The following is a 25,888-nucleotide window of genomic DNA, read 5'->3' as shown; positions in this document are numbered from 1 at the left end:
TTACGCTCTTCGATAGACCGGGATCGGCGGAAATACTGTGTACTTCATTACCTAGTCCGGCTACAATGAAAAAACAATTTTCATTTAACACAGCATACGGGGCTTTCTATGAAATACTCTATCATTCTGATGGCACTGACGAGCGTATTTTTTACCGGCGTGGCGCAAGCTTCCGGGCGGGTGCCATTCGGGCATCAGGTGGTTGCGGTGCAGAATTACAGCCGCGCCACGGAACAAATCGCCATATCCGGACTGATCAGCGACGGCGGTGTACCGGCATTGGCAGCCACCGGTTTCAAAACCGTGATTGATTTACGCACCAAAAATGAAGGAACCACGGAAGAGAAGGCTTTGGTCGACTTAGCCGGTATGGTCTACATCAACATTCCAACCACTGTCGCCGGCATCACGAAAGAACAAGTCGCCCAATTCACCAAAGTGATTGAGTCGGCACAACCCCCAGTACTGATTCATTGCGGATCGGGTAACCGGGCAAGCGCCATGTGGGCCAGTTACCGCATCAGCAAAGGTATCGACCCCGAAGTCGCAATCGAAGAAGCTCGTAAAACGGGCTTGCGTCCACCGCTGGAAGAAAAATTGCGTGAAATTATGCTGAATTGAGCTTGATCTTTATCCGTCAAGCCACCCAGAATAATCTGACAATCATCCATATGGATACACCCATAGAAACTACAGCAAATCCTTGCTGTAGTTTCGGTCCGGCAAGATAATGGGCGAGCAGACGCCCGGCCAGAGCACCTGCTAGCGCACCGGCGGCAAAAGGCAGCGCAATCGCCCAATTCATGCCGCCCAGCAGAGCGGCCGAAACCACACTCACAGCGGATATAAGCGTGATCACTGCCAATGATGTCGCCAGAATCGATTGTATGGGCAAGTTGGTTGCCTTTTTTAAAGCCGGCACGACAACAAAACCGCCACCGACTCCCAGCAGTCCCGACAAAAACCCGGTTACAATTCCCGCCCATGCCAGTGCCCGGGCACACCGCCAGTTCCATATCAAGCGGCCTTGGTCATAGCCCAGCTGACAAGGAGTTGCAGCGGAATCGGATTGCCCGTCGGTGCAAACCGTCGCGGCGTTCTCTTTATGCATATTCTGCCGCAGCATGCCGGCTGCCACAGAGAGCAAAATCAAGGCGAATAATACCGTCAACGGTGCATTGGGCAAATGTTGCGCCAGCCAGATACCGGCAGGCGCGGTCAGAATGCCGGTAAGCGCAATGAATCCGGCTGCCCGGTAACGCACTTGCTTGCGCCTATGCGCAACCAACGCGGCGAACCCCGACGATAAACAAACTGCGAATAATGCGATGGGAGCGGCTTCGGCAATGGCCAGATTTAATCCAGTCACTAGCAAAGGCACTGCGATAATCGTTCCACCGGCACCGGTCAATGCCAAAATAACGCCGATAATCGCACCCAGTAAAATGCTGATCAGCAAAGCTTCCACTTGCTCAACTCACGCAGCAAAACGCCAGAAGCTTCACCCGGCTGAATGATCACGAATGATCTTTGCAGTACAAACTGAACAAAGTCTCCATAACTTTAGCGGCCTCGAGACTTGCCATACTGTAATAGATATATTTTCCCTTGCGCTCTGTCGCCACCAGATTCTCTTCGCGCAGTACGGTCAGTTGCTGCGATAAAGTGGGTTGATGAATGCCCAGCAGCTCCTCCAACTCCCCCACATTCCGCGTTCCTTTGCTAAGCTCGCACAAAATGAGCAATCGATCTTCATTAGCCAATATTTTTAGCAAAGCACACGCTTCCGACGCAGATGCATGCAACGCTTCAATACCGGGCAGAACTAATTCTGTTTTCATATTTTCTTCTTGCTTAACATTAATATCTTTTAATAAATTCATGGTATAAAACAAAAATTAATAGGATATTAAAATTCTAATTTATTTCCAGTCAATCAACTACGACCCTGCATGACTTGGTAGATCCCCATGCCCGCCAACATGGCGGCAAGAAATACCACTGCATCGCTGTTGCCTGTCCCAATCAACACCAAGGCCGGTCCGGGGCAGATGCCTGCAATCCCCCAACCGATTCCAAACATAAGGCTTCCCAATAACAAACGGCTATCAATTTTGGTAGCGGCGGGTATCTGCATAGGCGCCCCCAGATAGGATTGTTTACGCTTTTTTGCCAGTGCAAAAGCGATTGAACCGACACTCACCGCACCACCCATTACCCACAGCAGTGCGGTATCCCAATCACCAGCGATATCAAGGAACGCCAGGACTATTGCCGGATTAACCATACCCGACCAGATGATCCCCAAACCAAATACTGCTCCCGCAAGTAAAGATATTAAGCTCGTCATTTTTGCTCCCCATCCATCCAATTGCACTGATTAAACAAGCATTACATGCCGTATCAGATACACTGTCGCAAAACCGGTCAGCATGAATACCGCCGTAGCCGCAATCGAACGCGGCGAACGCCGTGATAAACCGCAAACGCCATGGCCGCTGGTGCATCCCGAACCCAGGCGCGTGCCATATCCCACCAAAAAACCTGCCAGCACTAACATCGCATGACTGGTTTCGATTTGTATCGGCGATAAAACAAAAAAGGATTTCCAAATGACAACCGATAACACCAATCCGGAAATAAACGCAACACGCCAGCCGATATCGCCTTTCTGCATCCGGTACAATCCTCCAACGATACCGGATATGCCGGCGACACGGCCGTTAAATAGCAATAGCAAGGCGACCGCTACGCCTATCATTGCCCCCCCGGCAGCCGCATGCCAAGGTATTGATTCGTAATTAATCAACATATCATTGCCCCCCCTTCAACAATCCTTACATTTCGCCTGCAACTTTAACAAAGTATGATATACAATATCACATAATATATAAATCGCACACATAATGTCAGATTTTTCTTAATAATATAACAGTAGGAGAACAAAATGAAACCACGTATTCAAGCATTTTATGATCCAGTAACCTGGACTGTCAGTTATGTTGTTTTTGATGAGTCGGGAGGAAGTTGCGCCATCATTGATCCGGTTCTGGATTACGATCCCAAAACTGGCCGCACTCGTACATTTTCTGCGGATAAGCTGATTGCGTTTATTCGCGAACAGCGATTATCGGTTGAATGGATATTGGAGACTCACGCACATGCGGATCATTTATCCTCTGCCGATTATCTCAAGAATCAACTGGGTGGAAAGACGGGCATCGGAGCTCAAATTCCCGCTGTACAAAAGACATTCAAGAAAATCTTCAATCTCGGCGATGAATTCATTCCCGATGGCGGTCATTTTGATCACTTATTTGCGGACGGTGAAACATTCCAAGTTGGGAAACTGACGGCAAAAGCCATCGCGGTTTCCGGTCACACACCCGCAGATTTAGCTTATCAATTTGATGATGCTATCTTTGTAGGCGATACGCTTTTCATGCCGGATGTCGGTACCGCGCGCACGGATTTCCCGGGTGGAGACGCGCATCTGCTCTTTAAATCCATCCAGAAATTACTCGCTTTCCCGGCAACCACCCGGCTGTACATGTGTCACGACTATCCGCCCGCTACGCGCGCGGCTGAATGGGAGAGTACCGTAGCTCAGCAGCACGCTCAGAATATTCATATTCATGACGGTATCGAGGAAGATGCTTTTGTAACCATGCGTAATCGGCGTGATGCCACATTGGAAATGCCCAATTTACTGCTCCCCTCCTTGCAAGTGAATATTAGGGCGGGAAAATTGCCGCCATCCGAGGCGAATGGTGTTGCTTATTTTAAGATACCCGTCAATTTACTTTAGATTTGAAGAAGCATGCTCATGAAAAAATTGACGCGAGGCAAATGTTTCACCAGTATGATTACACTTGCACGGTGACAAAATTTCCGCATTGTTGATCAAATTTCACGGCAATGAAGCGAGTTCCGACTGAAAATCCTTTATCCTCACAGCGCTGGTGCGTTACTTCGGCAACCGCCTGGAAGCTAGGCGCATCGATTTTTATGATGTCATTGGAATCCAATGCTTCATCCGTCATGAAGCGCAATCCGGTGGGGGAAAGATCCTGGCAAATGCCTTGACAAGGCTTTCCCGGCCAGAATAGATAAAACATAAATCCTCCGCTGACGGAGATCCGTCTCATGGTGCGCTGTGTTGTTGGATTCTCTTGGTGCATTAACAGTAACGGGCTGCCGCATTCGAGACAATTTTCACTTTGATAAAGGTTGGTTTGCGGCACATTGGGTGTTTTGCAAAACGAGCAATAGCGTGTGATGATCGGCCGATAATGCTTGACGGTCATTGTTGCGGAGTGGTCTTGCACGGGAACAATCTCGGTCAGATGGCTATTTTGCCGGGCAGTTTTGTGTGCCGCGCGAAATAAATGGCCGGCGAAAATCGCATCATACTGTTGACGCATCGCGGGATTGGAAAGAGTCCGGTAGGCCTCATCAAGTAATGCAGTATCTTGATTAGCAGCGTTTCTTTTTAAGGCCAGGTAACTCGCCTTGATCGTAGCCACTGGTGCATCCGGCTGAACTTGCAGTATCCGGTAGTAATTCCGTTGATTAAACCCCACCGGTTTCGCACTTCTCTCTCTCTCGATCTCGAAATCTGTATGTGCCCCCAAAGCACCTTGGCTCAAGGCTCGAATATGATAGCGCTTCAATAACTCGCGATCATAGGCGGCACGTTTATGCGGATCGCGCAAGGTGTTATAGGCAATAGTGAGTAAGCTGATATTCCAATCCGGGCCATTCAGATCAACCCGGCTGCTGAGTTTTTGTATCAGCACGCGGTAGCTCTCCGTTATCACCGTCATCGGCGCGTCCGGCTGCACGTGGAGAATTCGATAGAAATTTCGCCGTTCAATCATGATCGTAAAATCAAAGCGCCATAATCAGGAGGAGCAATGTACTGCCTCAAGCTCTTTTTAATTTTAAATCTCAATGGCTTGTAGCTATTTACAAAATATGTTCGCAGTATACACCGATCAATTCACATCACCAACACAGCTTCAAATGTCGAAAAAGGATCTAATTCATCAACAATTAATTGACATTTCTTTCTAAAAGCCACTGAAATAAAATTCATGATTCAATCTTGCATTTCTACAAGAATTAAATATAATGAGAATCATTCTCATTATATTTAATTCTTGACGACAATGAATACTACAAACTTATCACAAACCATCGAAAATAACTCTTATAAATCCGCAGCTTCCGATATCTACGCACGAATAGATACTGATTCTTTATTTAAAACTAGCGATGTCGTGCTAATACTACACAAGGGAGAGCAATATTCACTGCGCCGCACGCGAAACGGCAAGTTAATTCTCAACAAATAGTGGATAAAAGGCGCATATCCTGTATATTTGAGTCTGTAAGTCTTAGCGATCCGGCTATACGTGAACTATCATGAACCGACTGTAGGATGCATAATCAGAGGGGATGCTGGAATACTTTTCTGATCGGAAGCCGGGTTGAACAAACACTGTATGTAAATAATGACAGAACAGCGTCCTCTTACCAATCCGATTACATATAAAGGATATTCATCCAAGGAGCTAAAAATGAAAGGTAATGTCGATATTATTCGCTGGCTGAATCAACAACTGCAGCACGAGCTAACCGCCATTAACCAGTACTTCCTTCATGCGCGCATGTACAAAAACTGGGGGTACAACAGTTTGGGAAAACACGAATTTGAAGAATCTTGCGAGGAAATGAAGCATGCCGATGTCTTGATTGAGCGGATTCTGCTGCTGGAAGGATTGCCCAATTTACAAGATCTCGGCAAGTTAATGATCGGGGAAACAGCCGAAGAGTGCGTCGCTTGCGATTTGAAACTTGAATTCGTTTCGCGAGACACATTGCTCACCGCAATTGCCGCTTGCGAATCCGCGCAAGATTATGTATCGCGGGAAATTTTTGAACGGATTTTGGAAGATACCGAAGAGCATATCGATTGGCTGGAAACCCAGCTCAGTGTCATGCAAAAAATCGGTATTCATAACTGGTTACAAAGTCAGATTTAGTTTTCTCTGCCGCTGAAGTTTACCTCTTCCTTCTTCAGCGGCACATTCAGCCAGCCAGCCTGCCTCCAGGTCAGCCAGCCATTTTTTTAATTGCGGATGATTCTTGGAGACACTATGATGAAATTTCTAAAGAAGCCGGCATTGGTTACTGCCTCCGGCACCATTCCTCGTCATCATTTCACAGATTCTGAATCTACCGATACGTTCTTTTCCTGCTATTTGCGCAATATCACAAAATTGTTGCGCGCTTGGAAGCAAAGACGCGATTGCCCGAATCTGAACCGCGCGATATCGAATAAGAGCATTCCTGTCATTGATTGGGCACCCTTGGTCAAAGCGACATCCTCACCTGAAGTGGACAGCAATAGCAACCGGACGAATCATCAAAACAACACTCACTACCGGTTATCCGGGCGATCTGTTTTATGTGTCGGCGGCCGAATTAAACTTTACCCGGAATACAACCGGTTAATAAAAAACTGCGACGGCTGCTTTATGGCGTTTCATGGCAGCTCACATGATAACTTCGAGGATCTGCTCCGATTCTTGAAGCGGGCAGACATGATCATCTGTCCGGTTGACTGTGTTAATCACGAAGCTTTTTTCACCGTGAAACATTACTGCAAGGATTCCGGCAAACCATGTGTACTGCTCGAGCACTCGGAAATAAAAAATTTTAAAGCGGGAATCCGCATGCTGGCCGGGATGAGTGTATCACAGGATAATCAATATCATACCGAGAAATAATAGTGGTAAACCAGGACAAGAATTTATCGCATGAAAAACCAATCAAAACCGATATTCAGCATGTAATCCAACAACAGAAAGAAACCATAACCAATATCCATTAAAGTTTATTTTTTTTAGGTCGTTGAAACAGCTTCATTGCTGTTAATTTATTGACTAACCCACTAATAAATAAAACTTAACTGGAAGGAAGCTATGAAAATTCTTGTTCATTTCAAGTCTGGATTCAAGCAAACATTTATTGTCCCCAAATGCATGCTGGCTCTTGAGTTCAGGAACATGGCCAAAGAAATCGGCGGCAGTATTGAAAGCATTGAATTTTCATTACCTCCTCGGCGGCAATCCAATATCGCTGCAGCAGAACGACGAATGGGAATAGTCCGTTTGCCTGAAAAACGTTAGCAACCCGTTGTGTTTTTAGCCGGTCAAAATGGAATATCGTCATCCATATCATCAAATCCGGTAGGTGCTTTGGTAGAAGATGACCGGCTAGAAACCGGATTATCTTCTTCATGATCAGGCGGTGATTCAAAACTGCCGCTTCCCGACCGGTTCCCCAGCATTTTCATATCGCTGGCAATAATATCCGTCGTATAACGTTCCACACCGTTCTTATCGGTCCATTTGCGAGTCTCCAGCCTGCCCTCGATATAGACGGAACGGCCTTTTTTCAAATATTCACCGGCAATTTCCGCAAGCTTGCGATAAAAAGTGACGCGATGCCACTCGGTTTTTTCCTGTTTCTCACCATTCTTGTCCTTCCAGGTATCAGTCGTTGCCAACGTAATATTGGTAACCGCTTCACCATTTGACATATAACGGGTTTCCGGGTCTTTGCCCAAATTACCGATAAGTATGACTTTATTGACCGATGCCATTGATGTTTCCCCCTTCAAGCAATTTAATCACTTTTTCTTCATCGAAGCCTTTCATATCCACTTTCAGGTACGCCACGCGTTCATTTACCAGCACCAAAGCTTCATATACACCGGTTATCGCGGCAAGCTGACGGGACAATTCCTCTGACTGATCGGCATCCATTTCCCGCACCGGGTACATCCTGGAGCGTACCGCTGCCGGCGCTTTCATTGTGGCAGCAAATATCAGCCAAACCGCCAATAACAAACCGCAAAATACATAGAGCGCAGTGCTGCCGTAATTCCCAACCAAATGACCGCCCGCCGCCGCACCGGCGAATGTGCCTAAGAACTGCGTGCTGCTGTAAATGCCAATGGCTGTTCCTTTCGCTCCCACCGGTGCGATTTTCGAAATCAAGGACGGCAAGCTGGCTTCGAGCAAATTAAACGCAGTGAAAAAAACCAAAAGTGCCGCGGCCGTCCCCCAGATGGAATCGGAAGTCACCGCCAGCAACACCTGCCCAGCCAACAATAACGCAATCGCCGCAACAAAAATCTGCTTTAACTTGGCCTTTTTTTCCGAATAAATAATAGCCGGAACGATAAGAATGACCGACAAAATCAGAACCGGCAAATAAATCAGCCAATGATTTTCTGCCGCCATGCCTGCCTGACGCAAAGTCAGCGGCACCACCAGCCACAACGCCATCAATGTCGCATGCAAAGCAAAAATACCGTAGTTCAAGCGCAGCAACTGGGGATTGCGCAAAACGCTGAAAAAACTCGCCGGCGATGCTTCGGTGTCGGAATGAAAGCGGCTGATCACCGGATCGGGAATAACTTTCTTTACCACGATCATGGCCAGCACGGCCAAAACACCGGTCATAGCAAAAATCCCCGGCACCCCGATCCACTGATTCAGTACCGGCGCGGCGATCAAGGAAATGGCGAAAACCGTGCCGATGGTCATGCCGATCGTCGCCATCGCCTTAGTGCGATGTTCCTCGCGCGTCAAATCCGCCGCCAATGCCATCACTGCCGCCGAGATCGCGCCCGCACCTTGGATGACCCGGCCTGCTATCACCCAGTAAATATCAGTTGCGGTGGCTGCAATCAGGCTACCAACGGCAAATAAAATCAGCCCCAGGTAGATGACCGGCTTACGCCCGATACGATCGGACAACCAACCGAAAGGAATCTGCAAGACAGCCTGAGTGAGTCCATACGCACCCAACGCAATGCCGACCAGCGTGTAATTGTCTCCACCGGGCAAATCCTCAGCGTAAAAAGCAAATACCGGCAAAATGATAAACAATCCGAACATGCGCAGGCCATACACACCGGCAAGGCCGATGGTTGCGCGCAATTCTGCCGGGGACATTTTTTCAGATGAAGATGAAACAGACATGAATCAGATTGTGATATTCCCAAAAAGTTGGGTATATTAGCAGGTTGACTGATACATAGATAGTTCATGGAATCCATAAGAATACGTGGTGCGCGCACGCACAACCTGAAAAACATCAGCCTCGATCTGCCACGCAACAAGCTGGTTGTCATTACCGGTTTGTCGGGATCGGGCAAATCCTCGCTGGCATTCGATACGCTTTATGCAGAAGGCCAGCGCCGCTATGTGGAATCGCTTTCGGCGTATGCCCGGCAGTTTTTGCAGTTGATGGAAAAACCCGATGTCGACTTGATCGAAGGACTTTCTCCAGCCATCGCCATCGAGCAAAAGGCCACATCGCACAATCCTCGTTCGACCGTCGGCACGGTCACGGAAATTCACGATTACCTGCGCCTACTGTTTGCCCGCGTCGGCGATCCGTACTGCCCCGAGCACAATATCGTGCTGACCGCGCAAAGCGTGTCGCAAATGGTCGATCATGTGTTGCAGCTCCCAGCCGATACGCGCCTGATGATTCTTTCCCCGCTAATCGTGGAGCGCAAAGGCGAGCAAACCGACTTATTCGATGAACTGCGCGCACAAGGGTTTGTGCGCCTGCGCATCGACGGTGAAGTGTATGAAATCGATGCGTTGCCCAAGCTGCAAAAAACCAAAAAGCATACGATCGAAGTTGTGATCGATCGCCTGAAAGTATCCGCAGACGCAAAGCAACGGCTGGCGGAATCATTCGAGGTGGCTTTGCGCCATTCCGAGGGGCGCGCATTGGCGGTCGAGATGGATAGCAGCCACGAACATCTCTTTTCCGCCAAATTCAGCTGTCCGGTATGCAGTTATTCGTTATCCGAATTAGAACCCCGGTTATTTTCGTTCAACAATCCGCTGGGCGCTTGCAGCAAATGCGACGGCCTGGGGCAAATCACGTTTTTCGATCCCGCGCGCGTGGTCGCATTTCCGCATCTCTCACTGGCTGCCGGTGCGGTCAGAAACTGGGACCGGCGCAATCAATTTTACTTTCAACTATTAACCAGCCTGGCACAGCATTATCAATTCGACCTGGAAACACCATTTGAAAATCTGGATGAATCCACTCGCACCATCATTCTGCATGGCTCCGGCAAGGAAAAGATTCACTTTACTTACTTAACCGAAAGCGGACGCAAACAACAGGAAACGCATCCGTTTGAGGGCATCATTCCGAATCTGACACGGCGCTATAAGGAAACCGAGTCGCAAACGGTGCGCGAGGAATTGGCGAAATACCTCAACGCGCAAGTCTGTCCGGAGTGTCAGGGTACGCGCTTATGCCAGTCGGCACGCCACGTACGTGTCGCCGGTCAGGCAATTTTTGAGATCAGCGCCTTTCCGCTAAAAAAAGCCAAGCAATTTTTTGATCAGATCGCGCTATCGGGACACAAGCAATCGATCGCCGAACGCATCGTCAAAGAAATTTCCAGCCGCCTGCAATTCCTCAACAATGTTGGATTGGATTATTTATCCTTGGATCGCTCAGCCGATACGTTATCCGGCGGCGAATCACAGCGTATCCGCCTCGCCAGTCAAATCGGCTCCGGCCTGACCGGTGTCATGTACGTTCTGGATGAACCTTCCATCGGCTTGCACCAACGCGACAACGGCCGCCTGCTGGATACCCTCAAACACCTGCGCGATCTGAGCAACAGCGTCATCGTCGTCGAACACGACCAGGATGCCATACTGCTTGCGGACTATGTCGTCGACATGGGACCGGGCGCCGGCGAACACGGCGGTTTCGTGGTGGCGCAAGGCAGCCCGCAAGCGATCCAGGAAAACGACCGCTCCCTGACCGGTAAATACCTGTCCGGCCAGCTCGCGATCCACATACCGGAGCAGCGCCATGCGCCCAATCCTGAGCGGATGCTGCGCATTGAAGGCGCATCCGGGAATAATCTTAAAAACGTCACACTCAACCTGCCGGTAGGATTGTTTGTTTGTGTCACCGGCGTTTCCGGATCGGGGAAATCCACGCTAATCAACGAGACGCTGCATCGCGCGGTAGCCCGGCACCTTTACGCCAGCAACACCGAACCCGCACCTTACCAAAATATCGACGGGCTCGCTTTTTTCGACAAAGTGATCAATATGGATCAAAGCCCGATCGGACGCACCCCGCGCTCCAATCCGGCCACTTATACCGGTTTGTTCACGCCGATCCGGGATTTATTCGCCGGCGTACCGCAAGCGCGCGAACGCGGTTATGCGCCCGGGCGGTTTTCCTTTAACGTCAAAGGCGGACGATGCGAAGCCTGCCAGGGTGACGGCGTAATTAAGGTGGAAATGCATTTCCTGCCGGACATCTATGTGACTTGCGACGTCTGCCATGGCCGCCGCTATAACCGCGAAACGTTGGAAATCCAGTACAAGGGAAAAAATATCAACGAAGTATTGGAGATGACGGTGGAAAATGCGCACGAATTTTTCTCGTCGGTACCGGTCGTTGCGCGTAAATTGCAAACACTGCTGGAAGTCGGCCTTGGGTATATCACGTTGGGCCAGTCTGCGACCACGCTGTCCGGCGGGGAAGCACAGCGGGTGAAACTATCGCTCGAGTTATCGAAGCGCGATACCGGACGTACTTTATACATACTGGACGAACCCACGACCGGCCTGCATTTTCAGGATATCGATCTGTTGCTGAAAGTACTGCACCGGCTGCGCGATCACGGCAATACCGTGGTTGTGATTGAGCATAACCTGGATGTGATTAAAACCGCTGATTGGATTATCGATCTGGGCCCGGAAGGCGGCGACGGCGGCGGATGCATTATCGCGGAAGGCGCACCGGAAGCGATTGCCGCCAATAGCAACAGTTTTACCGGCCACTACTTGCAATCCATGCTAACCAAATGAATCCACGCAGCGTTTTGCTGGAAAGCTTCTCGGTGTCTGTGAAAGCCGCTGATCCGCTGCATATCGTGCCGCAACATCTCCCCAAACCGCCCAAAGGCCGCACGCTCGTGGCCGGTGCAGGCAAAGCTGCTGCCGCCATGGCACAAGCGGTTGAGCGCAACTGGCCTTCGGATGCACCGCTCGACGGTCTGGTAGTCACGCGCTATGGACATCGTTTGCCTACGAGCAAAATTAAAGTCGTTGAAGCTGGACACCCGTTACCGGACAGTCATGGTGAACAAGCTTCACATGAAATTCTAACCATGGTCAGGACACTCACCCCGGATGATTTATTGCTTTGTCTATTCAGCGGCGGGGGATCCAGCTTACTTGCTTTGCCCGTTGACGGTATCTCATTGCAAGACCTCAAAGAAATCACGCAGCAATTGCTGCGCTGCGGTGCAAACATTCAAGAAATCAACACGGTGCGCAAACATCTGTCGGCCATCCAGGGCGGCTCGCTTGCCGCAGCTTGCCGGGCGCCTGTATTGGCTTTGATCATTTCGGATGTGACCGGCGATGCTGCGACACATATCGCCTCCGGCCCGTGCGCACCCGATCCGACCACCTTTTCCGATGCACTTGCCTTGTTGGATCGCTACAATCTCGACGCGCCTCCCGCAGTCCGGCAGATTTTATGTGCAGGCAGAGATGGTATCGTGCATGAAACTCCCAAACCAAACTCCGCCATTTTTTCCCAAGTCGAAAACCGTATTATCGCCAATGCACATGCTTCATTAGTTGCAGCGGCGCAGTATTTTCAAAGTCACGGCATCACGCCGTTGATTCTCGGCGACACCGTGACCGGAGAGGCACGTGAAATCGCCAAAAGCTACGCGGCATTCGCCAGAGAAATCCGGCGCTATCCGCACGAGTTAAAAGCACCAGTGGCACTACTGTCCGGCGGAGAAACCACCGTCACCATCAAAGGTAATGGACGCGGCGGACGCAACTCTGAATTTTTGCTCTCGCTATTGATTGAACTTGGTGATCTGCAAAAAGTTTATGCACTTGCCTGTGACACGGATGGATTGGACGGCAGCGAAAACAATGCCGGCGCGCTGATCACACCGGATTCATTAGCACGCGCGGAAAAACTGGGATTGAATGCTGCAGCGTTTCTGAACAATAACGATGCCTACACCTTTTTCCAGCAATTAAACGATTTGGTGATCACCGGTGCCACTTATACCAATGTGAATGATTACCGCGCCATCCTTATTCTTTAACCGAACACGCACAATTGATCTTCTCAGTTTTGTGATTGCGGTCGACCTGTATCGACGATAGAAGCAATCCTTGCTGGTACCATCTTGCGATTACATATTCGTAGAATGGTTGATTTCTCGGCGCGTTAATAGCTAAAGCCAATTTCTTACCGCATTCGGTTAACAACACATGCCCCAAATCCAGATAATTATTGGCATCAGCCTGAAAGCCTATTTTCGTCGGCTTACCGCCATAAAATAATCGCGTATGCTTACCGTAGCCTTTTTTTACAAAACCGCTTTCCTCAAACACGATTAAATCGAGTTCTTTAAGCCGTGTGAGGGTCGATCGCGTAATTCCTTGTTTCGTATAAATCTCACTTTGCACATCGAAGATAAGCGGCAATGGATCGCCCTGGATCCATATAAATTGACAGAGCGCTTCAAAAATCACGCGATCATCCGGTTGCAACATGGGCAAATCAAATGCATCTGCATTCGGAGCGTTTTTTCCCGGATGCATCGCTTTAGATGTAAAAAATTGAGCAAATGTCGTTAATAAATTACCCATTCTTATACCCGGACCATAATCCCGATCTTTCTTTCATTAATTTTTGTCTGTAGCTTGCGTTTCTACGGCGGATGATTCTTTTTTGTTATCTTCTTTAATTTCTTCTACTTGCTTACCGTCTTTATCTTTTGATTTTGCAGCGTCTTTCAGTTTGCGCGATTTTATTTCCTTGCGAATCTCATCAAGAAATGCAACATTATCCTTACGTTGCTTTTCACTTCGGTACCACGAGAAGCACGTCACCGTTCCCATAATGATCAGTATAACGCTCATCACATCGATGCCATCAAGAAAGATAAATGCAACCCCGGTTGAAATGGCAAACGCACCCAAGAGTGCCGTCAACAGCCATAATTTCGAGCCCGCCCCCGAATTCTTGCTGCGACTCTCCCATGCCTCAAGATTATCTCGCGTACTAATCAGTTCTTCATCAGTCCATTTCTTCATGCTCATGACTGCAAACTCTCCATAAATATCCACCAAATTTCTTGAATTATAAATTTACCCCAAGAAAAAAGTGAATCAGATTTAATTTCTTTTAACAATAAAAAAGGCACCAATCGGTGCCTTTTTTACGAGATCAAAACTTTCTTAGAAGTTGTGACGCATACCTATATTGTAGGTATTGCTATCTCTGAATACAGCATTTTTATCATCAACCATTGCTCTTTGATAACCACCAAATAAGCTTGAACGCTTGCTTAGATTATGTATGAGACCAACCGTAAAGCTGCTTACTTGGCGACTATTTGCACTGCCAGATACACTGTGCGCATGCGTCATACCGCCTTGAGCGATAAAGCTAGTATTGCCCCAATCATACTGACCGCCCGCAAACCAGATATTACCACTACCACCCAAATTCATTGCAGAATTACATTGCCCATAGCCATCCGCATTACCAGTGGCTGGATTACCTAACATAGCTGCATTAGAGCAGGTAGCTGCACCTATTGCATTCGTGATATTTTCGTACTGACCACTGAGCTTGAAGTTCTGATAACTCCATGAACCACCACCACGCCATACGTGCTCATTCTGCAATCCAAGCAGTTTTTGGTTAGTACCGGCATTATCACGAGAATAACCACCAAAGACGGCTAGATTATGACCTTGATATTGCACTTCATATTTACCGGCAACCTGAAAATCCCACGCTCCATCACGACCGCCAGAATTTGCTAGAGCACCAGCATTAGTGTCTGTAGTAAGATTAAGTGCATTTGTTGGATCTAATCTATTAGCATAACCAGGCATAAATAAAGCCGAAAAACTAAAACCTTCGACTTTTGGCGAATCATAACGCGCAGCACTGTCTACAAAGCTTTGCGCACCAGATCCCAAACCATTAGCTGATGCCGTCATGGTACCACCGCTACCAGAAGCCTGGAGAGTCGTATAAGCAAACGGATCAATGGTCATACCACCGGCAAAATCTTTAAATGGAGATTGTACGCGACCAAACTTCAACTCACCCCAATTATCGTTCGCCAGCGCGATCCAGCGTTCCCGAGCGATACCAATAGCACCGGTACCGGTACTGAAGCCATATTCGATATGCGCCTTAGCTTTTAGGCCTGCTCCGAGATTTTCAGTAATATGCGCCCCCCAACGTGAACGACCGGTATTATCACCGATCATGGCTTGATTTCCCTGACCTTCTTTGTCAACCGTAGCATATTCCGCCTGCACACTACCAAACAGCGTTACATTTGTTCCTTGTGCTGATGCAATCATCGGAACTGCAAGTGCGCTGGCTACTGCCAACGAAATAAGTTTCTTCTTCATACAGAAGTTCTCCTTTAATGTTTAAACGACTGGGGCCGCCCTATTTTGCCTTACTACATACAGTCCGGTGGAATGCACCCCGCTTGATCGGACCTTTCAACTTGGAAAGGTTTGATTTGATTTTGCCTCAATACAGAAACATACCGCAAGAAAAACAAACAAGTCTTGCTAATTAAACAATCAATATGTTGTATTCAAGCAACATGCTTGTTGTTTTTCTGATGATAAGTTTCATTTTATTTTTTGATAAATGCATCCCTGTTTCTCACTTCGACTAAACTAATATTGCAACAAAGCATTCGCTTTATTGCCAGATAGCACACAATCATTCTGTTTTTTCATGTTTTAAATCAGAAAATTTCAGTTATCATTCCTGTTACATTCACTTTTCATGATTTGAGCTTGGCACCTATGTAAGATCTGACTATGCATAAACTTTTTTTATTCTTTTTTGTTGTATTCAGCCTAATTGCCAATTCCTCAATCAGAGCTGAAACATGGGTACTCCCGCCTTCCGATATTGATGTATTCGGTCAAATACGGACTACGAACGCCAGTAGCGCGGAAACATTACTGGATATCGCGCGCCGATACGATATCGGCCAGATCGAGATTTTGTTGGCCAACCCCCATGTCGACCGATGGTTACCTGAAGATGGCGCAAAAGTTATTCTGCCAAGCCGTTATATTATTCCCAATGCCGAACGCAAAGGCTTGCTTCTTAATTTACCCGAGATGAGGATTTATTATTTTCCAGAACCTAAAAAAGGTGAAAAACCAATAATCATTACACATCCAGTAGGTATCGGCAGAATGGATTGGGTAACCCCATTAGGGATTTCGAAAATAGTGGAAAAAAAGAAAGATCCTACCTGGATACCGCCAAAATCTCTTCAGATGGATAGAATAGCCAATGGCGAGCAACCGTACCCCAGTATAGTACCGCCAGGCCCCACCAATCCCTTGGGACGGCATGCCATGCGACTGAGTATCGGAGGCGGGAGTTATCTGATACATGGCACGATTAAACCTTTTGGTGTCGGAATGCGCGTTTCAGCGGGGTGCGTCCGTATGTACCCGGAAGACATCGAGGCACTCTTTGATAAAGTCCCTGTCGGCACACAGGTACAAGTCGTTAACCAGCCTATTAAACTCGGCTGGTTATTGGATTCCCTTTACATTGAGCTTCACCCCCCGCTAGAAGAAGATGAGGAAAAATATTCAAATTATAAACAAATGGTAGTGACTGCCATTAATGACTTTCTTACATTAAAAAGTAGCAAGAGAAACATTCCTGCAGATTTTGAAATAGATCAAGAAGCACTCAAACAAGCAATCATAGAGAAAAGCGGAATACCTATTCTGATCTCTCGTGTACGTGCGCAACAATTACACACGCAAAACAGTCATTAAGTTTGGTTTGATCATCCATAAAAAAACCCCTCTGAGAGGGGTTTTTTTATGGATCCAACAATTTCTTTTCTGGAATTACTTATGCATTGCTTTTTTAAACATACGATCGATTTTGGATTCTGTATCCATTGAGCGTCTGTTTGCTTCATCAGCAATACGCAATGCGTCATTAGCTTTAGCGCTAGCAGCAGCAGCTTCCGATTTAGCTGCAGCCGCATCAGCTTTAGCTGCAGCGATATCAGCATTTACTTTATTTTGCAGTTCTTCAAGCTGTCCTGTGGTCGCACATCCCGTCAGTCCAATAAAAGCACCTGCAATTGCTGCCAGCGTTAACATACGAACTGGATGCTGGATTTTCTCTTTCATTCCGATCTCCTCAGTTGTTTATTTTATTCAATACGCACAAAGATCCACCACTATCAATAGCTCCCGACACTTAAATATCAGCAGCACGGCGGAATCTTATCCGATTTTTCCCGCAAAATAAATGGCTTCTAGGGCAATTTTACAAAAACTTTAGTACTAGAAACCATAAAATATCTATTAAGTAACTAATAAAAAAGCCATTTCACTCAAAAAACACAATTCAAGCAATTAACAACACAACAACACACAGCCTCATTCTGATATCACTCTATTGCCGCTAACGGATATTCACCAATACACCTGGTTTAATCCATTTACCCAGTTGATCAATTTGCTCATTCGTTAGCGCAATGCAGCCATTTGTCCAGTTATATTTATGATGAATCTCTCGATCGCCGCTACCGATCCCGTGAATACCGATATGTCCGCCCAGCGGTGTATTCTGTGGAGGGGATTTCCCCATACTTTTTGCTCTCAGTATTGAAAGCCAAGTTTCTTCGTTAATTCTATTTTCTTCAAGCGCGCGTTTTGCGGTATCCAGATTCGGGTAATTAAGACCATAAAAACGATAGTAGCGGCTTTTCTCATTGATCCAGCCAATCCTGAAACTGCCCAATGGCGTTTTGTCATCTTTTGTCACTTTTGACCAAGTGGTACCGTAACGCCCAATCGCCACATTTTTAAATACCGCTTGGACAGCTTCTCCCCGCATCACCAACAGCATATGCTCCGAAGTATCCACATCAATCCACACACCGTCTTCATAAGCCTGCGCAGAACGATGCATAACCGGGAAGCATGCTAATCCCATCAAAAAAATTACTAAGTTATGAATAAATGAGCTTCGCTTAATCACTTTTCAGGCTATTGATAATAAGGATAATTAATTATGTCATAATTTCCTTATCTGGAAACCCCTATTAAGTGGCTATGTGCCTTGCTATTCCTGCTTTTGTAGAACAATTGACCGCCGAAAATCACGCCATCGTCAATCTGAGCGGCATCCGCAAAGAAATTTCACTGGCTCTGGTTGAAGATATTGCTCCGGGAGATTACGTCATCGTACATGTTGGATTTGCGCTACAGAAGCTGGATCCACTGGAAGCGGAACGCACGCTGGCGATGTTTGCCGAAATTTCCTCACACGATCAAGAATGAACCCATCGTCATGAAGTACGTCGATGAATTTCGCGCAGGCGACCTAGCACGGCAAATTGCCACCAAGATCGCATGCGAAGCGGATCCTTTGCGTCACTACCATTTTATGGAGTTTTGCGGCGGACATACTCATGCCATCTCGCGTTTTGGCATCGTCGACCTGCTTCCAGCCAATGTGCACATGATTCACGGCCCCGGTTGTCCGGTATGCGTCTTGCCTATCGGCCGCGTGCAAAATGCGATTCAGTTGGCGCAAATACCGGGATTGATACTCTGCAGTTACGGCGACATGCTGCGCATTCCGGCCAGTAATGGCATGAGTTTGCTGAAAGCAAAAGCGCAGGGTGCGGACATCCGTATGGTATACAGTAGCGCGGATGCTCTGAGAATCGCGCAAGAAAACCCGCAACGCCAGGTGGTTTTCTTCGCTATCGGATTTGAAACCACAACACCGCCCACTGCTGTCGTAATCCAACAAGCGCTGGCGCTCGGTCTGAAAAATTTCACGGTGTTCTGCAACCACGTCCTGACACCCTCCGCAATCTCTCATATCCTACAATCGCCCGAAGTGCGCGCATTCGGCTTGGTTCCGCTAGATGGTTTTATTGGTCCGGCGCATGTTTCCGTTGTCATCGGCAGCCAGCCTTATGAATATTTTGCCGAAGAATTTCAGAAACCGGTGGTAATCGCTGGCTTTGAACCGCTCGACGTCATGCAAGCGATTTTGATGCTGATACGCCAAATCAATACCGGCCGGGCTGAAGTAGAAAACGAATTTACCCGCGCGGTTTTACCGGCTGGCAATATCAAAGCGCAAGCGCTGGTCGCCGAAGTTTTTGAATTACGCCGCACGTTTGAATGGCGTGGCCTGGGATGGGTACCTTATAGCGCACTCAAAATCAAATCACGCTACGCCGCTTTCGATGCCGAGCAACGCTTCCCAATCCCAGCGCTTTCCATTGCCGACAACAAAGCTTGCGAATGCGGTGCCATTTTACGCGGCGTCAAGCGGCCACAGGATTGCAAAATATTCGGCACCGTCTGCACTCCCGAAAATCCGATCGGCTCCTGTATGGTATCCGCGGAAGGCGCCTGCGCTGCGCATTACCGCTATGGCCGGTTCCGTGAAAAAAAAAATGATGTCGTGGCAAAGGAAAACTAATGGCGCAAAAAGGACTTGTGAAACCCGGATACTCACGCGCGCTCGATCTAAAAAACGGCTGCATCGAAATGGCGCACGGCAGCGGCGGACGCGCCATGGCGCAATTGATACAGCAATTGTTTGTAACCGCTTTTGATAATGAATTTTTGCGTCAGATGAATGATCAAGCGTGCTTTCCAAGCTCCAGTGGCCGCATGGTAATGTCTACCGACTGCCATGTCGTCACCCCCCTATTCTTCCCCGGCGGGGACATCGGCAGTTTGGCAGTGCACGGCACCATCAACGACATCGCCATGGCCGGCGCAAAACCCTGCTATCTGGCCGCCGGTTTCATTCTGGAAGAAGGATTTCCGCTATCCGACCTCAAACGCATTGTCGACTCCATGGCGCAAGCGGCGCGAACGGCGCAGGTACCGATCATTACCGGTGACACCAAAGTGGTGGAAAAAGGCAGCGGTGACGGCGTGTTTATCACCACGACCGGAGTCGGCATGGTACCGGAAGGCATTCACATTTCCGCGGAAAATGCGCGCCCGGGTGACAAGATACTGGTATCCGGCACGCTCGGAGATCATGGCGTTGCCGTCATGGCACAGCGCGAGAACTTGTCGTTCGAAACCAGCATCGAATCGGACACCACAGCCCTGCACGAACTGGTCGCTCACATGATTGCCGCCACTCCTAACATCCGCGTATTGCGCGACCCCACACGCGGTGGAATTGCCGCCGCCCTGAACGAGATCGCCCAGCAATCGTCAGTCGGCATGATGATTCACGAAAGCAGTCTACCGATTCAGGAACAAGTCCAAGCAGCGTGTGAGTTTCTCGGTTTGGATCCCTTGTATATCGCCAATGAAGGCAAACTCATTGCAATCTGCCCCGCACAAGATGCCGGGCACTTACTGCGCGCGATGCGCGTCCACCCATTAGGTAAAAATGCCGCGATCATCGGTGAAATCATCGAGGATTCGCATTGTTTCGTGCAAATGCAAACCGGCTTCGGTGGCGCACGCGTTGTCGACTGGCTCAGCGGCGAACAACTGCCGCGCATTTGTTAAGTTCCGCAAATTGAAAATCCTGTTTCTCACGCACAGCTTCAACTGCCTGACGCAACGATTGTTTGTTGAATTAACGCAGAGTGAACATGAATTATCCATCGAATTTGATATCAACGACTCCGTCACTTGCGAAGCCGTCGGATTGTTCCAACCCGACCTGATTATCGCGCCGTTCCTGAAACGTGCCATCCCGGAAACGGTTTGGCGCAACCATACCTGCTTGATCGTGCACCCTGGAATCATCGGAGATCGCGGCCCTTCTGCACTGGACTGGGCGATTATGAACGATCTGCCTGAATGGGGCGTAACAGTGCTGCAAGCCAATGCAGAAATGGACGCCGGTGACATCTGGGCAGCGGAAGTTTTTCCGATGCGATTTGCCAAAAAAAGCAGCCTGTACCGCCACGAAGTGGTCGAAGCGGCAACCCGCGCCGTTTTAGCAGCAGTCATACGCTTTGAATCAGGTGTTTATCAACCGGTGCCGCTGGATTATTCCCGCGCCGATGTTCGAGGGCGCTTGCATACCCCCATCCGGCAAAGCGACCGTAGCATCGATTGGCAACATGACAATACGCGTACGATTCTAAGAAAAATCCATGCCGCCGATGGATTTCCCGGTGTTCTCGATACCTTATTCGGTGAAACCTATTATCTGTTCGACGCCTGCTATGAAGAAAGCTTGAGGGGTAAACCCGGAACTATCATAGCCAAGCGCAACAATGCCATATGCCGCGCCACAACCGATAGCGCAGTCTGGCTTGGTCACTTGAAACACAAACAAGATGCCGAACCGGCTTTCAAGCTGGCGACCACGACCGCCTTACAAAACCATTTAGTCGATGTGCCGGAAATACTGGCCGATCCCTTCGCGCAATCAGGCACCGGTACTTACCGGGACATTTGGTTCGAGCAAAAAAAGGACATCGGCTATCTGTATTTTGATTTTTATAACGGCGCAATGGATACCGCACAATGCGAACGTTTGCGTGATGTTTATCTTGAAGCCGCCAGCCGTGATATTCGCGTTATTGTGCTGATGGGTGGCGCGGATTTCTGGAGCAACGGTATTCATTTGAATCACATCGAACACGCCGCCAGCCCTGCCGATGAATCGTGGCTTAACATCAACGCCATGAACGATCTGGTGCATGCCATCATCACCACTGACCGCCAACTCACGATTGCCGCGCTGCAAGGTAATGCCGGTGCGGGTGGTGTGTTCCTATCGCTGGCAACCGATTATATTTTTGCCCGCACCAGCGTAATTCTGAATCCGCATTACAAAAGCATGGGAAATCTCTACGGCTCGGAATATTGGACGTATCTGCTACCCCGGCGAGTCAACGCAGCGCAAGTAAATTCATTGATAGAGAACCGCTTGCCGGTCAGTGCGCAAAAAGCCCGGGAGATCGGATTGATCGATGATTGTTTTGCATTAAATCCAGAAGAATTCAAGAAAAAAATAGCTGGTATCGCTGAAGCTTTGGCTGCGGATTCCGGTCTTTTTTCGCTGTTGCAGCAAAAACAACAGCAACGCCTGTGCGATGAGCGGAAAAAACCTTTACAAAACTATAGAGACGAAGAGCTGCGTCACATGCAACTCAATTTCTACGGCTTTGACCCGAGTTATCATGTAGCGCGCTATCATTTCGTGCACAAAATACCGCATGGCTGGACACCGCGTTACCTAGCGCGGCATCGCCGCCTTTAAAGGAATTCGAGAAAGGTATAGTGAGAAGGCCCCGGCAAAGAGGAACCAGGCAAAAAATGCAATTTATGAGTGAGCAATGAGCATTTTGGACCTGATTTAAACGCAACATGACCAAGCACAGTAGTTTCTCAGGGTCCCCTCAAGGAAATCCCATCAATAACAAAAACATTATCACAGCTGGTTTGATATCTTATCCAGATTGTGAGTATCCACCAGATTGGGGTCAAATTCCGGCGGTTTTTCAGCTGGCGGAATCACGCCAGGACATTGTTTGATCGCCGCCCATTGCTGAATCGCATCATATTCACTCTTCAGCTGCGCGTACTCGGCTTCCTGCTCCTTGGTTCCTCCCAGCGCAAATAAAGTCGCCCAGGAAAGCGACAAATCCGTACCCAGAACCCATTTATCTTTAGCCTGTGTTTTATCGTCCGGTTTACCCGTCAATTGACTGACTCTGTTTTGGATCCGCACAATCTCCGCCAATAATTCATCGCAATTATAAGTTTGAAATTGCGCTGGTGAGATATAAGGCGCTTGATGATTTCCCGATGATGCCACGCAACCGGATAGCGAAATAGCAACAATAAAAAAAATAGTAGCAATGAGTCTCTTCATAACAACCGCTTTCCTCTTAAGTTATTTCACTGGCAGATACCTATTCATTTTGATGAATTGTACACCGTTATCCGCTTGCTCAAGATTGCATTATGAAATTGATTGAAGCAGCCCATATTTGATCGACTTCGCTCACAAAACCAAGCAGTCAATCAAATTGAAAAGTAAGTTTCCCATCCGAATAGATTATTGATTCCCTATGACATCGGTAGAGAAACCATTCATCGATAGCGCTCATCGTAACTGTTAACTGGAGTTTTTTCACTACCGCCGCGGGTATGAACATTGCCAGGCTATAAATGCAAAAAAGCCACAGAGAAAATTGCATCTCTGTGACTATTAACTAAAATTTGCTTCTAATTACACTGCTACACGGCGGCGTGCTGAGAAGCCGATCAGACCAAGACCTGCCAGCAACATAGCATAGGTTTCTGGTTCTGGAACGGCCATGATATATTCATAACCGATTTTAACTGAATCATTATTAGCGATAGTGCCGAGATTGTAAGCCAGGTTGATTGAATTATCGCCAAATCCGTAACTACCAGCTGCTTGCGCCGTAGCTAACATTAAACCAGGACTGACAGGGCTGCAGCAGCCAAGTGGATCAACGTAAGGCCGAATCTCAAATGCCCCTGCGCTTGTATTATTTGCTAATGTGATGATTGCTCCATCGGAAGTTGATGCCGAAACCGAGGAATCACTCGTGCCTGTCGCGTTAATGACATTGAACGTGCCATTTCCCAGACCAGCTCCCCTTCCTTGATCCGGATCAAAGCCAACGCCCCAATGCACGTCTGTAGCAACTGAACCGGTCAAGTTCGTCAACTGAACCATAACGGAAACATGGCCAGGCGCAGTAATGCTGACTGTTTCAAGAAAACCCCAACCGCCAACAACACCACCTAAATTCGTAGTGACTGATATCGGGCCGCCGATAGGCCCAAAGGTTGTTGAAGTAAATGGATTGCTGAGTGTTACTTCATCGCCTACTGCGACAGTTACTCCATTGGCCTCAAGCGTATAGTTGGAGGCTAAAGTATCCCAGTTAACGAATTCCCTTCCCAAGTAACTCAGACCGACACCACCTGGTTGAAAATAACCGGCATCAGCAATCGTAGTAGCGGTACCGGCGCCGTCTGAAAGAAAAGCTGGCGCAGCTTGCGCGCTCGTAACAAATGTACCGCATATGGCCAGCGCTACTACTGATGCAATGTGGCTTTTTTTCATTTCGAATTTCATAATTCACTCCTTGAATTTATAGTTGCAACACAAAATAGTTGTTAGAATCTTCGCTCTTTACAACCAACTTAAATTTCAAACTACCCATTAACCAATTAAACTTTGTATATTTCCAATGCAAAATTTATTTAACGAATACAGCGTGTTCCATTATAGGTTTGGAATTTCTTAAGTACATAGAACATTCCTCCTCTTTTGTTAGTACACTTGTACCGCAATTGTCCCGTCGCAATATTCATTACTTAGCGCTGTCCAACTTACGTTGCATTTAATTTCGTTTTAGCTGACACCGTGATAATCTCCGGTGTTGCTGTGATTTCTATTTCCGATGTTTTTAACCGTCACATATGATCAATACAAAAGAACAAACAACCGCCTTAACTCAGAAAAATGACGCACAAGCGGAGCCGATCAAAACAGTCAAAATCGATAGCAGCAGCATCACCTTACTGGGCACCGCGCATGTCTCAAAAGCCAGCGCAGACAAAGTTCAAGAGCTCATCGCCACCGGGCAGTACGATGCCGTGGCGGTGGAATTATGTCCAAGCCGACATAGAGCGATCGTGAATCCCGATGCCATGGCCAAGATGGATTTATTCCAGGTGATCAAAAACGGTCAAGCCAGCATGGTTGCCGCCAGTCTTGCGCTAGGCGCCTTTCAGCAACGCATGGCGGAACAATTCGGCATCGAACCGGGCGCAGAAATGCGCGTTGCCATCAAAGATGCGCAAGCGGTCCAGTTACCGGTGTTGTTGATCGATCGTGAAATTGGCACAACCATGAAACGGATTTATCACAGCGTGCCTTGGTGGAAACGCATCAACATTTTTGCCGGCCTGATCGCCAGCGTCATCAGTCAGGAAAAATTCAGCGCCGCGGAAATCGAAAGATTGAAGGAAGGCGATGTATTGGAAAGTTCTTTCTCACAATTTGCGGAAGATGAAAAAGACTTGTTCCGTCCGCTCATCAGTGAACGGGATGAATACATGACCGCGCGGCTCATCAAAGAATGCCGCGAGAGCAATTACCGGCATGTTTTGGCAGTAGTCGGCGCCGGTCACTTGAACGGCATGGCGCGGCAGTTCGAAGAACACGCCATCAACAATCCGGAGGAGCGCATTGCGCAATTGGATGCCATTCCGCCGCCGTCACCGTGGCTCAAGCTTATCCCTTGGCTGATCGTGGTGTTCGTTCTGGCCGGCTTCGGCATCGGCTTCATGCAAAGTCCGGAGATCGGCGTCAGCATGATTATGGATTGGGTGCTGATAACCGGTGGACTGTCGGCGGTGGGAACAGCAATCGCTTTCGCACACCCGCTGTCCATTCTGAGCGCTTTTCTGGCGGCTCCCATCACGACATTGCATCCCGCCATCGGCGCCGGGATGGTCGTGGCCGCGGTTGAAGCCTATTTGCGCAAGCCCAAGATCAGCGATTTCAACCGGCTCAGAACCGACACGACCAGCTTAAAAGGCTGGTGGAATAATCAAGTCACGCGTGTTTTATTGATTTTCATTTTATCGTCGCTCGGCGCCGCCATCGGCACTTACGTCGCCGGATTCCGGATTTTCGAGCAACTCAGCAGCAGTTGAACTTAGAACAGGGAGCATCCTGA

The 25,888-nt window shown here is 48.2% G+C and carries 27 protein-coding genes and 1 pseudogene; 14 read left to right on the top strand and 14 right to left on the bottom strand.

Annotated elements, in window-relative coordinates:
- Positions 1-108: 108 nt before the first annotated feature.
- Positions 109-621, top strand: a complete 513-nt coding sequence (locus tag HRU77_10575; protein QOJ21095.1) for a protein tyrosine phosphatase family protein — start codon at positions 109-111, stop codon at positions 619-621.
- A gap of 16 nt (positions 622-637) precedes the next feature.
- Here the strand turns inward: HRU77_10575 and HRU77_10570 are convergent, their stop codons facing one another.
- The 4 genes from HRU77_10570 to HRU77_10555 form a co-directional block, all read right to left on the bottom strand.
- Positions 638-1,468: a sulfite exporter TauE/SafE family protein gene (locus HRU77_10570; GenBank protein ID QOJ21094.1), complete on the bottom strand. Its 831-nt coding sequence runs from the start codon at positions 1,466-1,468 to the stop codon at positions 638-640.
- A gap of 49 nt (positions 1,469-1,517) precedes the next feature.
- The gene (locus HRU77_10565) at positions 1,518-1,841 is read right to left on the bottom strand and encodes a winged helix-turn-helix transcriptional regulator (protein QOJ21093.1); all 324 of its coding nucleotides are present in this window, start codon (positions 1,839-1,841) and stop codon (positions 1,518-1,520) included.
- A gap of 95 nt (positions 1,842-1,936) precedes the next feature.
- A complete protein-coding gene (locus HRU77_10560; GenBank protein ID QOJ21092.1) occupies positions 1,937-2,350 on the bottom strand; it encodes a YeeE/YedE family protein in 414 nt (137 codons plus the stop codon).
- A 30-nt stretch (positions 2,351-2,380) separates the two neighbouring features.
- Positions 2,381-2,812, bottom strand: a complete 432-nt coding sequence (locus tag HRU77_10555) for a YeeE/YedE family protein (GenBank protein ID QOJ21091.1) — start codon at positions 2,810-2,812, stop codon at positions 2,381-2,383.
- A gap of 135 nt (positions 2,813-2,947) precedes the next feature.
- Here HRU77_10555 and HRU77_10550 point away from each other — a divergent pair, with 135 nt between their 5' ends.
- Positions 2,948-3,808 (top strand): MBL fold metallo-hydrolase, encoded by an 861-nt coding sequence (locus HRU77_10550; protein ID QOJ21090.1) that lies wholly within the window; start codon positions 2,948-2,950, stop codon positions 3,806-3,808.
- 58 nt (positions 3,809-3,866) lie between these two features.
- Here the strand turns inward: HRU77_10550 and HRU77_10545 are convergent, their stop codons facing one another.
- Positions 3,867-4,880 (bottom strand): molecular chaperone DnaJ, encoded by a 1,014-nt coding sequence (locus HRU77_10545; GenBank protein QOJ21089.1) that lies wholly within the window; start codon positions 4,878-4,880, stop codon positions 3,867-3,869.
- A 291-nt stretch (positions 4,881-5,171) separates the two neighbouring features.
- Between HRU77_10545 and HRU77_10540 the strand changes: the two genes are divergently transcribed.
- From HRU77_10540 to HRU77_10525, 4 genes are all read left to right on the top strand, one after another.
- Positions 5,172-5,357 carry a hemin uptake protein HemP gene (locus tag HRU77_10540; protein QOJ21088.1) on the top strand — a complete coding sequence of 62 codons (186 nt, stop codon included), beginning with the start codon at positions 5,172-5,174 and terminating at the stop codon, positions 5,355-5,357.
- Positions 5,358-5,582: 225 nt separating this feature from the next.
- On the top strand, positions 5,583-6,047 hold the full coding sequence (gene bfr, locus HRU77_10535) for a bacterioferritin (protein ID QOJ21087.1): 465 nt from the start codon (positions 5,583-5,585) through the stop codon (positions 6,045-6,047).
- Positions 6,048-6,161: 114 nt separating this feature from the next.
- Positions 6,162-6,794: a DUF2325 domain-containing protein gene (locus HRU77_10530; GenBank protein ID QOJ21086.1), complete on the top strand. Its 633-nt coding sequence runs from the start codon at positions 6,162-6,164 to the stop codon at positions 6,792-6,794.
- Positions 6,795-6,989: 195 nt separating this feature from the next.
- Positions 6,990-7,196 (top strand): hypothetical protein, encoded by a 207-nt coding sequence (locus HRU77_10525; GenBank protein ID QOJ21085.1) that lies wholly within the window; start codon positions 6,990-6,992, stop codon positions 7,194-7,196.
- A gap of 23 nt (positions 7,197-7,219) precedes the next feature.
- On the opposite strand, the gene ssb is transcribed toward HRU77_10525, so the two are convergent.
- Together ssb and HRU77_10515 are read right to left on the bottom strand one after the other, a co-directional pair.
- Positions 7,220-7,672: a single-stranded DNA-binding protein gene (ssb, locus tag HRU77_10520; GenBank protein QOJ21084.1), complete on the bottom strand. Its 453-nt coding sequence runs from the start codon at positions 7,670-7,672 to the stop codon at positions 7,220-7,222.
- Positions 7,656-9,032, bottom strand: a complete 1,377-nt coding sequence (locus tag HRU77_10515) for an MFS transporter (GenBank protein ID QOJ21083.1) — start codon at positions 9,030-9,032, stop codon at positions 7,656-7,658. The genes ssb and HRU77_10515 overlap by 17 nt, the downstream gene beginning before the upstream one ends.
- 93 nt (positions 9,033-9,125) lie before the next feature.
- Here HRU77_10515 and uvrA point away from each other — a divergent pair, with 93 nt between their 5' ends.
- Together uvrA and HRU77_10505 are read left to right on the top strand one after the other, a co-directional pair.
- Positions 9,126-11,945 (top strand): excinuclease ABC subunit UvrA, encoded by a 2,820-nt coding sequence (gene uvrA, locus HRU77_10510; GenBank protein QOJ21082.1) that lies wholly within the window; start codon positions 9,126-9,128, stop codon positions 11,943-11,945.
- Entirely contained in the window at positions 11,942-13,213 is a 1,272-nt protein-coding gene (locus HRU77_10505) for a glycerate kinase (protein QOJ21081.1), read from the top strand. The genes uvrA and HRU77_10505 overlap by 4 nt, the downstream gene beginning before the upstream one ends.
- Here the strand turns inward: HRU77_10505 and HRU77_10500 are convergent.
- The 3 genes from HRU77_10500 to HRU77_10490 all read right to left on the bottom strand — a co-directional run bounded on the left by HRU77_10500 (position 13,203) and on the right by HRU77_10490 (position 15,551).
- Positions 13,203-13,667 carry a hypothetical protein gene (locus HRU77_10500; GenBank protein QOJ22140.1) on the bottom strand — a complete coding sequence of 155 codons (465 nt, stop codon included), beginning with the start codon at positions 13,665-13,667 and terminating at the stop codon, positions 13,203-13,205. The two genes, HRU77_10505 and HRU77_10500, sit on opposite strands and share 11 nt — an antisense overlap.
- A gap of 132 nt (positions 13,668-13,799) precedes the next feature.
- On the bottom strand, positions 13,800-14,216 hold the full coding sequence (locus HRU77_10495) for a hypothetical protein (protein QOJ21080.1): 417 nt from the start codon (positions 14,214-14,216) through the stop codon (positions 13,800-13,802).
- Between the two features lie 138 nt (positions 14,217-14,354).
- A complete protein-coding gene (locus HRU77_10490) occupies positions 14,355-15,551 on the bottom strand; it encodes a porin (protein QOJ21079.1) in 1,197 nt (398 codons plus the stop codon).
- Positions 15,552-15,977: 426 nt separating this feature from the next.
- Here HRU77_10490 and HRU77_10485 point away from each other — a divergent pair, with 426 nt between their 5' ends.
- Positions 15,978-16,964 carry a L,D-transpeptidase family protein gene (locus HRU77_10485; GenBank protein ID QOJ21078.1) on the top strand — a complete coding sequence of 329 codons (987 nt, stop codon included), beginning with the start codon at positions 15,978-15,980 and terminating at the stop codon, positions 16,962-16,964.
- 75 nt (positions 16,965-17,039) lie between these two features.
- Here HRU77_10485 and HRU77_10480 read toward each other — a convergent pair whose 3' ends face one another.
- Both HRU77_10480 and HRU77_10475 read right to left on the bottom strand, forming a co-directional pair.
- Positions 17,040-17,330: a hypothetical protein gene (locus HRU77_10480; protein ID QOJ21077.1), complete on the bottom strand. Its 291-nt coding sequence runs from the start codon at positions 17,328-17,330 to the stop codon at positions 17,040-17,042.
- A 277-nt stretch (positions 17,331-17,607) separates the two neighbouring features.
- Positions 17,608-18,141 carry a L,D-transpeptidase gene (locus HRU77_10475; protein ID QOJ22139.1) on the bottom strand — a complete coding sequence of 178 codons (534 nt, stop codon included), beginning with the start codon at positions 18,139-18,141 and terminating at the stop codon, positions 17,608-17,610.
- Between the two features lie 119 nt (positions 18,142-18,260).
- On the opposite strand from HRU77_10475, the gene HRU77_10470 reads away from it, so the two are divergent.
- Genes HRU77_10470 through HRU77_10455 form a run of 4 tightly spaced genes read left to right on the top strand, consistent with a single transcriptional unit; the run spans position 18,261 to position 22,419 of the window.
- Entirely contained in the window at positions 18,261-18,488 is a 228-nt protein-coding gene (locus tag HRU77_10470) for a HypC/HybG/HupF family hydrogenase formation chaperone (GenBank protein QOJ22138.1), read from the top strand.
- A gap of 10 nt (positions 18,489-18,498) precedes the next feature.
- Positions 18,499-19,650 (top strand): hydrogenase formation protein HypD, encoded by a 1,152-nt coding sequence (gene hypD / locus HRU77_10465; protein QOJ22137.1) that lies wholly within the window; start codon positions 18,499-18,501, stop codon positions 19,648-19,650.
- Positions 19,650-20,708 (top strand): hydrogenase expression/formation protein HypE, encoded by a 1,059-nt coding sequence (gene hypE, locus HRU77_10460; protein QOJ21076.1) that lies wholly within the window; start codon positions 19,650-19,652, stop codon positions 20,706-20,708. Before hypD ends, hypE begins: the two co-directional genes overlap by 1 nt.
- 10 nt (positions 20,709-20,718) lie before the next feature.
- Complete coding sequence (locus tag HRU77_10455; GenBank protein QOJ22136.1) at positions 20,719-22,419, top strand: hydrogenase maturation protein; 1,701 nt, start codon at positions 20,719-20,721, stop codon at positions 22,417-22,419.
- Positions 22,420-22,590: 171 nt separating this feature from the next.
- Here HRU77_10455 and HRU77_10450 read toward each other — a convergent pair whose 3' ends face one another.
- Complete coding sequence (locus HRU77_10450; GenBank protein QOJ21075.1) at positions 22,591-23,034, bottom strand: hypothetical protein; 444 nt, start codon at positions 23,032-23,034, stop codon at positions 22,591-22,593.
- A 360-nt stretch (positions 23,035-23,394) separates the two neighbouring features.
- Positions 23,395-23,487: pseudogene (locus HRU77_10445) on the bottom strand (PEP-CTERM sorting domain-containing protein).
- Positions 23,488-24,623: 1,136 nt separating this feature from the next.
- Between HRU77_10445 and HRU77_10440 the strand changes: the two are divergent.
- Positions 24,624-25,865 (top strand): TraB/GumN family protein, encoded by a 1,242-nt coding sequence (locus tag HRU77_10440; protein QOJ21074.1) that lies wholly within the window; start codon positions 24,624-24,626, stop codon positions 25,863-25,865.
- Positions 25,866-25,888: the final 23 nt, after the last annotated feature.

This window comes from Gammaproteobacteria bacterium, from assembly GCA_015709615.1.
In the GTDB taxonomy this organism is placed as follows: Bacteria; Pseudomonadota; Gammaproteobacteria; order Burkholderiales; family Nitrosomonadaceae; genus Nitrosomonas.
Note: the sequence above shows the minus strand (reverse complement) of the source record. Positions and strands in the feature narration are given on the sequence as shown.

Coding starts and splice junctions, on each gene's coding strand:
- hypE (QOJ21076.1), top strand. CDS start 19,650: ATGGCGCAAAAAGGACTTGTGAAACCCGGATACTCACGCGCGCTCGAT.
- HRU77_10475 (QOJ22139.1), bottom strand. CDS start 18,141: ATGGGATTAGCATGCTTCCCGGTTATGCATCGTTCTGCGCAGGCTTAT.
- HRU77_10545 (QOJ21089.1), bottom strand. CDS start 4,880: ATGATTGAACGGCGAAATTTCTATCGAATTCTCCACGTGCAGCCGGAC.
- HRU77_10470 (QOJ22138.1), top strand. CDS start 18,261: ATGTGCCTTGCTATTCCTGCTTTTGTAGAACAATTGACCGCCGAAAAT.
- HRU77_10560 (QOJ21092.1), bottom strand. CDS start 2,350: ATGACGAGCTTAATATCTTTACTTGCGGGAGCAGTATTTGGTTTGGGG.
- hypD (QOJ22137.1), top strand. CDS start 18,499: ATGAAGTACGTCGATGAATTTCGCGCAGGCGACCTAGCACGGCAAATT.
- HRU77_10505 (QOJ21081.1), top strand. CDS start 11,942: ATGAATCCACGCAGCGTTTTGCTGGAAAGCTTCTCGGTGTCTGTGAAA.
- uvrA (QOJ21082.1), top strand. CDS start 9,126: ATGGAATCCATAAGAATACGTGGTGCGCGCACGCACAACCTGAAAAAC.
- HRU77_10555 (QOJ21091.1), bottom strand. CDS start 2,812: ATGTTGATTAATTACGAATCAATACCTTGGCATGCGGCTGCCGGGGGG.
- HRU77_10565 (QOJ21093.1), bottom strand. CDS start 1,841: ATGAAAACAGAATTAGTTCTGCCCGGTATTGAAGCGTTGCATGCATCT.
- HRU77_10515 (QOJ21083.1), bottom strand. CDS start 9,032: ATGTCCCCGGCAGAATTGCGCGCAACCATCGGCCTTGCCGGTGTGTAT.
- bfr (QOJ21087.1), top strand. CDS start 5,583: ATGAAAGGTAATGTCGATATTATTCGCTGGCTGAATCAACAACTGCAG.
- HRU77_10485 (QOJ21078.1), top strand. CDS start 15,978: ATGCATAAACTTTTTTTATTCTTTTTTGTTGTATTCAGCCTAATTGCC.
- HRU77_10550 (QOJ21090.1), top strand. CDS start 2,948: ATGAAACCACGTATTCAAGCATTTTATGATCCAGTAACCTGGACTGTC.
- HRU77_10495 (QOJ21080.1), bottom strand. CDS start 14,216: ATGAGCATGAAGAAATGGACTGATGAAGAACTGATTAGTACGCGAGAT.
- HRU77_10500 (QOJ22140.1), bottom strand. CDS start 13,667: ATGTTGCAACCGGATGATCGCGTGATTTTTGAAGCGCTCTGTCAATTT.
- HRU77_10525 (QOJ21085.1), top strand. CDS start 6,990: ATGAAAATTCTTGTTCATTTCAAGTCTGGATTCAAGCAAACATTTATT.
- ssb (QOJ21084.1), bottom strand. CDS start 7,672: ATGGCATCGGTCAATAAAGTCATACTTATCGGTAATTTGGGCAAAGAC.
- HRU77_10530 (QOJ21086.1), top strand. CDS start 6,162: ATGATGAAATTTCTAAAGAAGCCGGCATTGGTTACTGCCTCCGGCACC.
- HRU77_10440 (QOJ21074.1), top strand. CDS start 24,624: ATGATCAATACAAAAGAACAAACAACCGCCTTAACTCAGAAAAATGAC.
- HRU77_10575 (QOJ21095.1), top strand. CDS start 109: ATGAAATACTCTATCATTCTGATGGCACTGACGAGCGTATTTTTTACC.
- HRU77_10540 (QOJ21088.1), top strand. CDS start 5,172: ATGAATACTACAAACTTATCACAAACCATCGAAAATAACTCTTATAAA.
- HRU77_10480 (QOJ21077.1), bottom strand. CDS start 17,330: ATGAAAGAGAAAATCCAGCATCCAGTTCGTATGTTAACGCTGGCAGCA.
- HRU77_10490 (QOJ21079.1), bottom strand. CDS start 15,551: ATGAAGAAGAAACTTATTTCGTTGGCAGTAGCCAGCGCACTTGCAGTT.
- HRU77_10450 (QOJ21075.1), bottom strand. CDS start 23,034: ATGAAGAGACTCATTGCTACTATTTTTTTTATTGTTGCTATTTCGCTA.